11 protein-coding genes are annotated in these 13,352 nt (G+C 64.3%); 4 read left to right on the forward strand and 7 right to left on the reverse strand.

Annotated features, from left to right (window positions below):
• Positions 1-69 precede the first annotated feature (69 nt).
• Entirely contained in the window at positions 70-2,676 is a 2,607-nt protein-coding gene (gene clpB / locus A9973_RS17065) for an ATP-dependent chaperone ClpB (RefSeq protein WP_183014910.1), read from the forward strand.
• A gap of 64 nt (positions 2,677-2,740) precedes the next feature.
• Here the strand turns inward: clpB and A9973_RS17070 are convergent, their stop codons facing one another.
• From A9973_RS17070 to A9973_RS17080, 3 genes are all read right to left on the reverse strand, one after another.
• Positions 2,741-3,112, reverse strand: a complete 372-nt coding sequence (locus tag A9973_RS17070; RefSeq protein ID WP_255469199.1) for a DUF1641 domain-containing protein — start codon at positions 3,110-3,112, stop codon at positions 2,741-2,743.
• 2 nt (positions 3,113-3,114) lie between these two features.
• On the reverse strand, positions 3,115-4,305 hold the full coding sequence (locus A9973_RS17075) for an FAD/NAD(P)-binding oxidoreductase (RefSeq protein WP_183014912.1): 1,191 nt from the start codon (positions 4,303-4,305) through the stop codon (positions 3,115-3,117).
• 143 nt (positions 4,306-4,448) lie between these two features.
• Positions 4,449-4,889, reverse strand: coding sequence for a carboxymuconolactone decarboxylase family protein (locus A9973_RS17080; RefSeq protein ID WP_183014913.1), 441 nt, complete (start codon positions 4,887-4,889; stop codon positions 4,449-4,451).
• Between the two features lie 241 nt (positions 4,890-5,130).
• Between A9973_RS17080 and A9973_RS17085 the strand changes: the two genes are divergently transcribed.
• On the forward strand, positions 5,131-5,775 hold the full coding sequence (locus tag A9973_RS17085) for a hypothetical protein (RefSeq protein ID WP_183014914.1): 645 nt from the start codon (positions 5,131-5,133) through the stop codon (positions 5,773-5,775).
• A gap of 16 nt (positions 5,776-5,791) precedes the next feature.
• Here the strand turns inward: A9973_RS17085 and A9973_RS17090 are convergent, their stop codons facing one another.
• On the reverse strand, positions 5,792-6,268 hold the full coding sequence (locus tag A9973_RS17090; RefSeq protein WP_255469200.1) for a hypothetical protein: 477 nt from the start codon (positions 6,266-6,268) through the stop codon (positions 5,792-5,794).
• Between the two features lie 211 nt (positions 6,269-6,479).
• Between A9973_RS17090 and A9973_RS17095 the strand changes: the two genes are divergently transcribed.
• On the forward strand, positions 6,480-6,986 hold the full coding sequence (locus tag A9973_RS17095) for a ClbS/DfsB family four-helix bundle protein (protein WP_183014915.1): 507 nt from the start codon (positions 6,480-6,482) through the stop codon (positions 6,984-6,986).
• Between the two features lie 32 nt (positions 6,987-7,018).
• Here A9973_RS17095 and A9973_RS17100 read toward each other — a convergent pair whose 3' ends face one another.
• From A9973_RS17100 to A9973_RS17110, 3 genes are read right to left on the reverse strand one after another with little or no spacing between them, the layout of a single operon-like run.
• Positions 7,019-8,485, reverse strand: coding sequence for an efflux transporter outer membrane subunit (locus A9973_RS17100; protein ID WP_183014916.1), 1,467 nt, complete (start codon positions 8,483-8,485; stop codon positions 7,019-7,021).
• Between the two features lie 20 nt (positions 8,486-8,505).
• On the reverse strand, positions 8,506-11,682 hold the full coding sequence (locus A9973_RS17105; RefSeq protein WP_183014917.1) for an efflux RND transporter permease subunit: 3,177 nt from the start codon (positions 11,680-11,682) through the stop codon (positions 8,506-8,508).
• The gene (locus tag A9973_RS17110) at positions 11,679-12,911 is read right to left on the reverse strand and encodes an efflux RND transporter periplasmic adaptor subunit (RefSeq protein ID WP_183014918.1); all 1,233 of its coding nucleotides are present in this window, start codon (positions 12,909-12,911) and stop codon (positions 11,679-11,681) included. The genes A9973_RS17105 and A9973_RS17110 overlap by 4 nt, the downstream gene beginning before the upstream one ends.
• Before the next feature lie 221 nt (positions 12,912-13,132).
• Here A9973_RS17110 and A9973_RS17115 point away from each other — a divergent pair, with 221 nt between their 5' ends.
• Positions 13,133-13,288 carry a hypothetical protein gene (locus A9973_RS17115; protein ID WP_183014919.1) on the forward strand — a complete coding sequence of 52 codons (156 nt, stop codon included), beginning with the start codon at positions 13,133-13,135 and terminating at the stop codon, positions 13,286-13,288.
• Positions 13,289-13,352: the final 64 nt, after the last annotated feature.

Raw genomic sequence — 13,352 nt, forward strand, 5'->3', positions numbered from 1 at the left:
CCGCATATTCAGGATATCGAGCCAGCCGGCACGTATCGGTCAGGCTCCCCAACCAGCCAAACGACCATTATGCGATTCGACAAACTGACTACCAAGTTCCAGCAAGCCCTGGCCGACGCCCAAAGTCTGGCCGCCCGCAACGACCACCCCTACATCGAGCCCGTCCATGTGCTCTCCGCCTTGTTGTCCGATTCGGACAGCGGCGCGGGCAGCCTGCTGGCGCGCGCCGGTGTGTCGGTCAACCGTCTGCAACCCGCGTTGGAAAGCGCGATGAAGTCGCTGCCGCAAGTGCAGGGCGACGACAACGTGCAGGTCGGCCGCGACTTGAACGCGGTGCTGACCCGCACCGACAAGGAAGCCGCCCGCCGCGGCGACACCTACATCGCCAGCGAACTGTTCCTGCTGGCGCTGGCCGACGACAAGGGCGAGGCCGGCCGCATCCTGCGTGAAGCGGGCCTGCAGAAAAAAGCCCTCGAAGCTGCGATCGATGCCGTGCGCGGCGGTGAAAACGTGTCTGGCGCCGAAGGCGAATCCAACCGCGAAGCCCTGTCCAAGTACACCATGGACCTGACCGAGCGCGCCCGTCAGGGCAAGCTGGATCCGGTGATCGGGCGCGACGACGAAATCCGCCGCACCATCCAGATCCTGCAGCGCCGCACGAAGAACAACCCCGTCCTGATCGGCGAACCCGGCGTGGGCAAGACCGCCATCGTCGAAGGCCTGGCGCAGCGCATCGTCAACGACGAAGTGCCCGAGAGCCTGCGCGGCAAGCGCGTGTTGTCGCTGGACCTGGCCGCGTTGCTGGCGGGCGCCAAGTTCCGCGGCGAATTCGAAGAACGCCTGAAGGCCGTGCTGAAAGAGCTGGGCCAGGACGACGGCAGCAACATCGTCTTCATCGACGAGCTGCACACCATGGTCGGCGCGGGCAAGGCCGAAGGCGCGATGGACGCGGGCAACATGCTCAAGCCGGCGCTGGCGCGCGGCGAGCTGCATTGCATCGGCGCGACCACGCTGGACGAATACCGCAAATACATCGAAAAGGACGCGGCGCTGGAGCGGCGCTTCCAGAAGGTGCTGGTCAACGAACCCGATGTGGAATCCACCATCGCCATCCTGCGCGGCTTGCAGGAACGCTATGAGATCCACCACGGCGTCGAAATCACGGACCCGGCCATCGTCGCCGCGGCCGAGCTCTCGCACCGCTACATCACCGACCGCTTCCTGCCCGACAAGGCCATCGACCTGATCGACGAGGCCGGCGCGCGCATCCGCATGGAAATCGATTCCAAGCCGGAAGTGATGGACAAGCTGGACCGCCGCATCATCCAGCTGAAGATCGAACGCGAGGCCGTCAAGAAGGAAACCGACGACGCGTCCAAGCGCCGCCTGGGCGTCATTGAAGACGAACTGGAAAAGCTGCAGCGCGAGTACAACGACTTCGAAGAAATCTGGAAGGCCGAGAAAGCCGCGGTGCAAGGCACGCAGGCCATCAAGGAAGAGATCGACAGCGTGCGCGCCGAAATGGCCGAGCTGCAGCGCAAGGGCCAGTTCGACAAGTTGGCCGAACTGCAATACGGCAAGCTGCCCGACCTGGAGTCGCGTCTGAAGGCCGCCGAAATCGGCGCCGCGCAGGCCGCTGAAAACGCCGAGGGCGACGAAACGCGACCGCGCCTGCTGCGCACCCGCGTCGGCGCCGAGGAAATCGCCGAAGTCGTGTCGCGCGCGACGGGTATTCCGGTATCCAAGATGATGCAGGGCGAACGCGAGAAGCTGCTGCACATGGAGGAATTCCTGCACAAGCGCGTGGTGGGCCAGGACGAAGCCGTGCGCCTGGTCTCGGACGCCATCCGGCGTTCGCGTGCAGGCCTGGCCGACCCCGCGCGGCCTTATGGTTCGTTCCTGTTCCTGGGGCCGACCGGCGTGGGCAAGACCGAGTTGACGCGTGCGTTGGCCGAATTCATGTTCGACTCCGAAGAGCATCTGATCCGCATCGATATGAGCGAATTCATGGAGAAGCATTCGGTGGCGCGGCTGATCGGCGCGCCCCCGGGATACGTGGGCTACGAAGAGGGCGGCTACCTGACCGAGGCCGTGCGCCGCAAGCCGTACAGCGTGATCCTGCTGGATGAAGTGGAAAAGGCCCATCCGGACGTGTTCAACGTGCTGCTGCAAGTGTTGGACGACGGCCGCCTGACCGATGGCCAGGGCCGCACGGTGGACTTCCGCAACACGGTGATCGTGATGACGTCGAACCTGGGTTCGCATCACATCCAGAGCCTGGCCGGCCAGCCGTACGACGTGATCAAGGAAGTGGTGTGGGGCGAGCTCAAGCAGACCCTGCGGCCTGAATTCCTGAACCGCATCGACGAAGTGGTCGTGTTCCACGGACTGGAGGCTCAGCACATCGAGTCCATCGCTCGCATCCAGCTGCGCCGCCTTGGCGCCCGGTTGGAGAAGCAAGAAATGCGGCTGGAAGTCACCGAGGCCGCCTTGGCGGAACTGGCCCGTTCCGGTTTCGATCCGGTGTTCGGCGCGCGCCCCTTGAAGCGCGCGATCCAGCAGCAGATCGAGAACCCGGTCGCCCGCCTGATCCTGGAAGGCAAGTTCGGCCCGCGCGACGTCGTGCCGGTGGATTGGCAGGACGGCGAATTCGTCTTCACCCGAACCTTGCAGTAAGCGGTGGCAGCATGAAAAAGCCCGGCAGCAATGCCGGGCTTTTTTTCGTCAGTCGTGCGCTACGTCAGGGGTTGGCGTAATCCGCCCGCTGCGCGCCCATCTGCCGCCCCACGCTTTGCAGCGAGCGCAGCACCAGCGCCAACCCGCGTCGCGTGTCCTCGTCACGCAGCAGCGCCAGCAAACCCATCAGGCTGGGGGGATGCGTTTCTGCCAGCGTTTGCGCATGGGCGGCGCGCACGCTGTTGGCGGCCGTCCATGCGGCGCCCGCCGCTTGCTCGGACAGCAGTCCCAGTTTTTCCACCATGGGCTGGTCCAGCAGGTCCACCAGGTCGGAAGTCAGCGAGATCAGGTCGACGATGTTGTCCAGCCGTTGGCTGTCGACAAGCGGACGCAGCTTGCCGGCCAGCGCCTGCAGCGTTTCATCATGGGTATTCATGTTCATAGCATTCCCCTTGCGACCGCCCAGTACAGCCCTCGGTTGAATCCATGCCGAAGCAGCCCGCCCAGTTTGGTGGGAGGGGTGGGCTGCACGTCATGGGTGTAGTCGTACCAGAGGGGCATGCCCGCGTTCAGACCCATCTGGGCAACGGCCTGCACACGGCCTTCGTAGGCGCTGCATGGGTAGCCCAGGCGGATTTCGCCCGCGATGTTGTTGGCGATGACGGGCGCCTGGTTATGGCAAGAGCCGCCCGCCTTGCTGACCGGCAGGTCCACCGTATCGCCGATGACGTAGACATTCTGCAACCCGTAGACCTGCATCGTCTCGTGGTCTGTCGGCAGCCAGCCTTCGTTGTCCTCCGCCTGGGATACGCCGGACTCCAGCACGGCGTCGACGGCGCGTATGGGTGGCGTCGCCATCAGGATGTCGAACGGCTGCTCGCCGCCTTCCGCGGAATACGCGACGCGTGCCTCCGGGTCCACGCGTGCCAGCGTGAAACCCCGCTGGAACTTGATGCCGCGTTGCTCGAAGATGGCGGGCAGCACTTCGCAAGTGGGCTGTTGCAGGAACAGGCAGTTGCGCAAGAGTTGCGATGTGGTGGGGTAGGTGTAGACGATTTCGACTTTGTCGCGCACGCCGCGACGGCGCAAGTAGTCGTCCAGCATCAGGGTGGTTTCAATCGGCGCGATGCCGCATTGGTGGGGGACGTTCGGCGTCTTCGGGAAGGTGACGCTGACGAAGATCCGGCCTTTTTCGATCTTGGACAGCCGGTTGGCCAACTGGCGCGCCGGCGCGTACTGGTAGAAATGATCGCCGGCTTCTTTCAGGCCTTCTATGCGCTCGGGCGCGGGGATGCAGCCCGTGGCGATGACCAGGTAGTCATAGCCGTAGCGCTTGCCCTGTTGCGTCAGCAATTCCTGGCTGTTGAATTCAAACCGCGTGACTTTATCGACGTGGAATTGGATCTCGGGGCGCAGCAGGGAACGCTCCGGGCGCTTCAACTCTTCCTGGAAGAAGAGATTGAAGGCCACATACATGAAGGCGGGCTTGTAGTAATGGTCAGGGGAGTCCGACAACAACGTGACGCTGACCTCGCCTCGCGACACCTCGGGGTATAGCTTGGAGACCAGCTGGTTGGCCAGCATGGTGCCGCCAACCCCGCCACCTACGACAACAATTCGCTTGCTCATAAAAATCCTCCAGTGAGAATAGTCAGGAACCAAGTGCAGTTGCGCGTCTATATGTACCAATGGCGGGTAAGAAGGTCAATTTCCAAGCCCGTGCCGGTCAACGCCGTCACGATCGGCTACGAATTTCCGACAGAACGCTGCCGTCAAGCGGCGGACCCGGTCAGTAATCCCAGATTCAGGCGGTTCCAGCCATTGATCGCCATGACGGCGAAGCTGAGGTCCGAGATTTCCTTTTCGGACAGTTCAGCCCGTACGCGCTCATAGGTTTCGTCGGGCACCCCGTGCGCGCCCAGCGTGGTCAGGGCTTCGGTCCAGGCCAGGCAGGCGCGTTCGCGCGGCGAGAACTCGGTGGATTCGCGCCAGATCGCGACGTGATGCAGGCGCAGTTCGCGTTCGCCGTGGATCTTGGCTTCCTTCACGTGCATGTCCAGGCAAAACCCGCAGCCGTTGATTTGCGAGGCGCGGATCTCGATCAGATCCAGGATCGGCTGCTCGATCGCGCCGGACCTCAAGAGCATGCCGAATTCGACGAATTTCTTGAAAAGCTCGGGCGATTGGGCAAAGGCGTTCAGACGTTGACTCATGGTGACTTCCTCGATGTGGGTGAGCGTGTCCCGCGGTGGGAACCGGGCGTGGCGCATGCTTGGACAACGCCCAAATCGTAGGTCCGCACGGAGATCGGCAGAAGCCCCGGCCAAGGGACCATGGTGTTGCCGCAATGGCAACAATGCCGGTCCGCGGTAGAATTTTCACGCCTGGGAATTGCCGCCGATCGGCGCAGTGCGCGGGACGCATAAGCAAACTAACAATGGAGTGTCACTTCGTATGAAATTCAAGGCCTTGACCCTGGGTGTCCTGATGGTCGGCGCGGGCGCTTCGCAGGCTGCGACGGTGAAGGAAGTCTTCAACGCCGACATGCTGGGCACGAATCAGCGCTATTTCGAATCGATTGCCGGCGTGCCGCGCGAATCCAACGGCAACGACCATGTGTTCCGCGTCCAGCAATGCCAGATCACGGCCACGATCGGCAATGGCAAGGTGTCGGCGCTGCGGATGGAGCTGGCCAACGGCTGCGAGGCCGACTTGCAGAGCTTCATCGGCGAGGATGCGCCCAAGGCCGGGCAACCCGTCACGCCCGGCGCGTTCGGCGGCGGCCTGCGCTACACGGCAAGCTGCCTGTCGGAATGCGGCAATGCCGTGGATCCTTCGGCCTATGCGCTCTACGTGGCGCCGCGTTCGGCGGGCGGCATGGAGGTCTTGATGGAGATGGTGCTGGCGGGCGACAAGGCGCTCGACGCCGCAGACCAGTGGGAGGCGCAGATGAAGAAAGCCGCAGGTCAGGATTACGTGCTCAACAGGAAGTTCAACTGCGAGACCCGCTTCGACAGCGTTGCCACGGCCGCCTTCAAGGACGTTCCCGTCAACGCCATTACGATCGGCTACGCGTTGCCGACGGAGCGCTGCCTCTGAAGGTCTGGCGTCATCCTCAAGGCTGAAGGCAACGGGACACGCCTGCCTTCAGCTTGGACATTTCGTTGTCGACGCCGAGATCCGTGCAGTAGGCGCCCGCGCCTCGCAACGAGAGATCCAGCCGGAATGTCTTCTTCGACACCTCCGCCCTCAGGTGAAAACCGGAGACGTTGGGCGTGCTGTAGTGCTTGGTCTCGAGCACGCCCGCGTCAGGATCCCGGACCGCGTAGCCCTTTTCAAAAAGGGAGCGGGGATCGGCGTCTGCAGTGATCTCCTGATCGATGCATGCGAAAACCTCTTCTACCGAGGCGTCTTGGGGAATCTCCAGTGATGCATGCTTGCTGGGCCCGAAAGCGTCGCACAGCCCGGAGGACACGGAACATCCGCTCAATAAGCCTGCAACGGCCAATGCGGCGGCCAGGCCGGCTTTCGCTTTCACATTCGCCAGCGCCTTGCACTTGCGTACCATATTCCCAATCTCTCGAAACGGCATGAAGTCAGTGTCCGGCGGCGTGAAGGCTTACCGTGCCTGGGTGCGGCCAGAAGACCGCCACTTCGCAGGCGGAAAGTATATCGTCGAATGGCGCTTCCGGATCCTTGACACTCCAACGATGGCAGCCCCCAGGATTCCCGCCGTGGACCAGGCGTAGCGCTGATAGGCGCGCTGGTGAATAATCCTGCGACGAATGGGTACGGCGACCTCGATGAAACCCGCTGCTTCAAGGCAAGAGCTCCTTCACAATATTCACGCCAGGCACCGGCGGTTTCGCGTGGAAATCGCCACCATTCCGGCTAGCCATTTTCGCCGGACAGTCTGCCTGTGGCAGGACCATGGCCTGCACGCCGACGCAGCGATGGTGCTGATCGACGTGATCCTTTGGAACACGATGATCCTGCAGTTCGCCAACGACCTGTCGTCGGGGCCATTTGCCTCCTACTACCGGGCGGACGCCATGTTGAGCAGGGTCGATCGCCTGTCGTCGTCATTCCAACGTCGCTTCGCCGCCAGCAGTCTTCACGAATTGGAAGCGCTGACAACGGTCGGACAGGCTCGGATTGTCGATAGCGTGGCGCGTCATTCGGAATCGTCGCTCTTCGACCCCTCGCTTGGAGCGATCAAGACCCTGGGCGGAAAGATCCAGTGCTTCACATGCATGGCCTACGCTGACGCACTGTCGAAGTTGCGGCGGTGGAAGCAGGGCATGTCGTAGTTGCCTCCACCTGATGGGCCGTTGCCGGCCTCTTATTGCACCGTGCGTTCCGTCCAGCCTCCCCCCAGCGCCTTGTACAGATCGATAAGGTTGTTCAACCGTGCCAGGCGCGTCCGCACCAGAACCTGCTGCGTGCCATACAACATGCGGTGGGCGTCGAGCAGGGTGAGGTAGTCGTCTTCGCCTTCCTTGAAGCGCTGCTCGGCCAGTTCGTAGGCGCTGCGGCTGGCCGCCACCGATAGCAGCTCAGCGCGAATCTGGCGGTCGAGCGTGCGTTTGCCCGCCAGCCCGTCGGCCACGTCGCGGAAGGCTTCCTGGACGGTCTTTTCATAGTTGGCGATCTCGATGCGCTTTTGTACGTGCGCCACGTCCAGATTGGCCTCCAATGCGCCGCCTCGGAAGATGGGCACGGTGATCCGGGGCAAGAAGCTCCAGGATCCCGAGCCGGCCCCGAAGAGCCCGTCCAATGACGCGCTGGCCGTCCCCGCCGACCCAGTCAGGCTGATTGTCGGGAAGAAAGCGGCGCGCGCGGCGCCGATATTGGCGTTCGCGCCGCGCAAGGTCTGCTCGGCCGCGCGAATGTCGGGGCGGCGCGCAAGCAGTTCCGACGGCAATCCGCTCGGCAGGTCGGTCGGGACGATGTCGTCGGGCAGGGTGGTGGCCTCGTCCAGCAGCCGCGACAGCTCAGGCGTCAGCGGCTGGCCCGTCAGCAGCACGAGGGCGTTGCGGTCCTTGGCCGCCTGCCGCGTGTACGCCGCATGATGGGTCTCGGCATTGCGTAGCGTGATCTCCGCAAGGCGCAGGTCGAGCTGCGTGGAGTGGCCGGCTTCCACAAGCCGGGCGGTCAGTTCGTACGAACGCTTCTGCGTGGCCAGGGTGTCGTCCGTCAGGCGCAGCAACTCCTGGTCGGCGCGTAGCGTGAGGTACGCATTGGCGACTTCGGACACCAGGCTCATCTGCGTGGCGATGCGGATTTCGGCCAGCGCCAGATACGAGGCCAGGGCCTGGTCGCTGAGGCTGCGGATGCGGCCCCAGAGGTCCACCTCCCAGGCGGCCGTCACGCCTGCCACCTCGTAGCGCCGGGCGATACGGGAAGCGCCCGTGGCGTCAAGGTCGGCCGGCACGCGCTCGGCCGCGGCGCTGGCGGCAACGCCCAGGTTCGGCAGCATCTCGGCGCGCTGGATGCGGTACATCGCCTGGGCCGCTTCGACGTTGAGCGCGGCTTTGCGCAGATCCTGGTTGTTGCTCAATGCGATGTCGATCAATTGCAGCAACATCGGGTCACGGAAGAAATCCCGCCACCCGATGTCGGCGGCGGCCGCTTCGCCGGGGGCTGCGGTGGCGGCGGGCCCATAGGCGGCGCCCGATGGATAGGCGGCTTCGATCGGCGCCGCAGGGCGCTCATGCGTCGGCGCCAGTGAGCATCCGGCCAGGGCGGCCGCGAGGGCGAGCGGCGCCAGCGGCTGCGCTTGGCGGGAGCGTGCGAAAAATGTCTTCATGTCCAGTATTTTCCTAGCCGTCAGGCGTGCTGGTCGCTTGCGCCGGGGCGGGTTTCAGGGGCGGCGCGACGCAGGGCGAGCTTGCGCACGACGACATAGAACACAGGCGTCAGCAGCAGGCCGAACAGCGTCACGCCCAGCATGCCGGCGAACACCGCGATGCCCATGGCATGGCGCATCTCGGCGCCGGCGCCGGTGGCCAGCACCAGCGGCACCACGCCGGCGATGAAGGCGAACGAGGTCATCAGGATGGGGCGCAGGCGCAAACGCGCCGCTTCCAGCACTGCCGCCAGCGGGTCAGCGCCTTCGATTTCCTTGGCGCGGGCGAATTCGACGATCAAGATCGCGTTCTTGGCTGCCAGGCCGACCAGCACAACGAAGCCGATTTGCGTGAAGATGTTGTTATCGCCACCGGAAACCCAGACGCCGGCGATTGCCGAAAGCAGCGCCATTGGGGCAATCAGCAGCACCGAGAACGGCAGCGACCAGCTGTTGTATTGGGCCGCCAGGATCAGGAAGGCCAGAAGCACCGCAAGCGGAAAGATGTACAGCGCCGAATTGCCGGCCTGCTTTTCCTGGAAGACCAGGTCCGTCCACTCGTGCGTCATCCCCTCCGGCAATGTCTCGCGAACGATCTTCTCGATCGCGTCCGTGGCTTGGCCCGATGAATAGCCCGGCGCGGGACCTCCACTGATGTCTGCGGAGGGAAAGCCGTTGTAGTGGACGATACGGTCGGGGCCTGATCCGCGCGTAATGGTCACGAATGCGCTGAGCGGAATCATGTCGCCGGCCGCGTTGCGCACTTTGAGCAGGCCGATGTCCTCGGCTTGCATGCGAAACGGCGCGTCAGCCTGGGCCATGACCCGATAGGTGCGCCCGAAGCGATTGAAGTCGTTGACGTAGAGCGACCCCAGGTTGATTTGCAGCGTCTCGAACACGTCGGTCAGCGACACGCCCAAGGACTTGGCCTTCACGCGGTCGACGTCGACCCCCAATTGCGGGGCGTTGGTCTGGAAGCTGGCAAGCATGTTCGCCAGCTCGGGAACCTGCATGGCCTTGCCCATGATTTCGCTCTGCGCCTGCGCCAACGCTTCGAAGCCCAGTCCGGCCCGGTCCTCTATCTGCAGCTTGAAGCCGCCCATGGCGCCCAGTCCCGGCACGGGCGGCGGCGGGAAGATACCGACGAAGCCGTCCGGGATCTGGCTGAACTTGCCCATCAGTTTTCCCGCGATGGCGTTGGCCGTCAGCGAGGGATCCCTGCGCTCGTCGAACGGTTTGAGCATGGCGAACATCAGTGCCGAGTTCGGCACATTCACCGGGCCATTCACTGAGAGTCCCGGGAAGGCCACGACGCTTTCCACCCCGGGCTCGGCCAGCGCGATCCGTGACATCTCCTTGACGACGGCCTCCGTGCGGTCGAGCGAAGTGCCGCTCGGCAACTGGGCGATGCCCACCAGGAAGTACTTGTCCTGGGCCGGCACGAATCCATTGGGCACCTGATTGAAGCCCAGCCAGGTCAGGCCCACGAAGCCGGCATACAGCAGCAATACGATGGCGCTGCCGCGCACCGCTCGGCGCACGGCGCCGACGTAGCCGTTCGAAGCCTTGTCGAAGAAGCGATTGAAGCGCCGGAAGAACCCGCCGAGCATGCTTCCCATCAGGCGCGTGAGCCAATCGGATTTGGCCGCCTCGTGATGGGGTTTGAGCAGGATGGCGGCGAGCGCCGGGGACAGCGTGAGCGAATTGATGGCCGACAGGACGGTCGAGATGGCGATGGTCAGGGCGAACTGGCGATAGAACTCGCCTTGCAGGCCCGAGAGGAACGCCGAGGGGATGAACACCGCCGCCAGCACTGACGTAATGGCCAGAATCGGCCCGGTCACCTCGTCCATGGCTTTCCGGGCGGCCTCCCTGGGGGGCTCGCCCAACGCCATATGGCGTTCCACGTTCTCGACCACCACGATGGCGTCGTCCACCACGATGCCTATCGATAGCACGAGGCCGAACAGGGACAGCGTGTTCAGCGAGAAGCCGAACATGTGCATCACGGCGAAGGTGCCCACCAGCGACACCGGCACGGCCACCAGCGGAATGATCGAGGCGCGCCAGGTCTGCAGGAAGAGCACCACCACGATGACGACCAGGGCGATGGCCTCCAGCAGCGTGACGGCCACGGATTGCAGCGAGGCGCGCACGAAGACCGTGGGGTCATAGGCGATCCGGTACGCGATGTCCTGCGGGAAGCCCCGTTGAAGGTCCTGCATCTTGGCGCGGACGGCATTGGATACGTCGATGGCGTTGGCGCCAGGGCTCTGGATGATCTGCAGGGCAGGCGCCGACTCGCCATCGATCAGGCTGCGCAGGGTATAGGCATCGGCGCCCAGGGACACGCGGGCGACGTCGCGAAGGCGGGTGACCTGGCCATCGGCGCCCGTCTTCACGACGATTTCGCCGAACTGTTCCACGCTGGCCAGGCGTCCGAGGGTATTGACGGTCACTTGGAACGCGGCCGACGTATCCGGCTGCTGCCCCACGGATCCCGCGGCGACCTGCACGTTCTGTTCCCGGAGGGCCGCGACGACATCGCTGGCCGTCAACCCGCGCGTGGCGACCTTGGAAGGATCCAGCCAGACGCGCATGGAGTATTCGCCGGCGCCCCAAACCAGGACATCGCCCACGCCGGGCAGGCGCGAGAGTTCGTCGCGCACCTGCCGGATGGCGAAGTTGGACAGATAGAGCGGGTCGTATCGCTTTTCCGGGGAGACGATGTGCACAACCATCAGTACGTCCGGAGACGTCTTCTGCGTGACGACGCCGATGCGCTGCACTTCCTCGGGCAGACGCGGCAAGGCGCGCGAGACCCGGTTCTGCACCTGGATCTGCGCCATGTCGGGATCCGTTCCCTGCTTGAACGCAATGGTGAGCACCATCCGGCCGTCGGTCGCCATCTGGGAATTCATGTAGAGCATTCCCTCGACGCCATTGATCACTTGTTCAAGGGGGGCGGCGACGGTGTCGGCGATCACCTCGGGATTGGCGCCGGGGTAGCTCGCCGTAACCTGCACCGTGGGCGGCGTGACGGCGGGGTATTCGCTCAGCGGCAATTGCCAGAAGGCGATAGCGCCGGCCAGCAGCATGAGCAGGGACAGGACGATGGCGAAGATCGGCCGTGCGATGAAGAAGTGAGGGAACTTCATTGGCGCGCCTCCGCCGGATCGGCGCCGTCTGCCTGGGCGACTGCCGCGGTGGGCGTCTGGGGCGAGCCCGGGACGGCGGTCTGCTGCATGGGCACCGGGCGAGGCGTGACCGCCATGCCGGGGCGCACCAGGCCCTTGATGACAATCCTGTCGCCGCGTTGCAAACCGGTATTGATGACGCGCAGCCCTTCCTTCATTTGACCCAGCTCGACCGCGCGGTACTGGGCCAGGTTGTCTTGCCCGACGACCAGTACATAGTTTTTCCCTTGGTCCGTGCCAACGGCCTGATCGTCCACCAGGATGGCGGGCCGTTCGTCGCCGGTGGCCAGCCTGGCCCGGGCGAACAAGCCCGGCGCCAGTTGGCCATCGGGGTTTGGTATCACGGCGCGGGCGCGGATGGTGCCGGTGCTGCGATCGATCTGGTTGGCCACGAAGTCGAGCGTGCCTGTGTAGGGAAAGCCCTTGTCCGTGGTCAGCCCCACGGCGACCGGCAGCGGCGCATGGCCGCCGCCGGCATCGGGCCGGGCGTGCCTTACGGTGTTGAGGTAGGTCGCCTCGTCTATGTCGAAGTAAACGTGCACGGGGTCGATCGACACGATCGTGGTCAGCAGCGTGGCGGCGCCCGCCGCGCCGCCGCTGACCAGATTGCCTTCGGTCACCAGCACCCGGTCGACGCGCCCGGAGATCGGCGCGGTGATCCGCGCGTAGGATAGGTCGAGTCGCGCAGCGGCAACGGCCGCCTTGGCCACCTGCACCTGGGCTTGCCGGGCGTTGCGCGCCGACACGGCATCGTCGTAGCTTTTGCGCGATACCGCGCCGGTGGACACCAGGCGATGGGAGCGGTCGAAGTCGGCCTGGGCCTGGCCGGCCAGCACTTCCGCCTGGCGCCATTGCGCCGTGGCGGTATCGAGCGCGACCTGAAACGGGCGCGGATCGATCTGGAACAGTTGTTGTCCCTTGCGGACCAGGCCACCTTCGGGAACGCTGACCGCGTCCACGGCCCCGCCGACGCGTGAGCGCAGTTCGACGGTCTTCGGCGCCGCCAGGAATCCCGTGAAATCAGTCGACGGCGCGATGGTGCGAACGATGACCTCCGCCACGGGCACTTGAGGCCCGGTAGGCGCTACCCGTTTACCTTCGTCTCCCGAGACCTCCCCAGGGATGAATGCGGTGGCTCCGGACGCCGCGATGAGTCCCGCCAGCATGGCAATCTTGAATTTTCGACGCATGTACAAGCCCCTTCCGTGCAGCAGGGCTTCGGCCCTTCCGAAGCGTCTCTGCCGCATTTTTTCGGAAGGTTAGGGACTGCAACCGTTGGAAGGTCAAGGCGTTCGTATGCGCTCGTGTGGCATGTTGACTTTACAACCGCTGGAGGCAATAGATTGGCGCTGTCGTTTGAAGGCCGGCACGTATCGCGCCGTCCAATCCCCTTGAAACCATTGGAACCATCATGCAGAAAAAACCCGGCGAAAATTCTCATTCCCACGCGCACACCACGATTTCTTCACTTAGTGACAGCGCTTCCTCTGAGGCCTACCGCGCCATCAATGACCGCATGCACGCGGACATGGTGATCGACGCGACGGGCGATGCCGACGTGGATTGACGGATGCGGAGAAGGCCGGTGGCCTCATTCTTGCACGCCGACGTGTTTTTCACGCCATAGGCGC

The sequence above is a fragment of the Achromobacter sp. UMC46 genome (assembly GCF_014170335.1).
Taxonomy (GTDB): Bacteria; Pseudomonadota; Gammaproteobacteria; order Burkholderiales; family Burkholderiaceae_B; genus Achromobacter.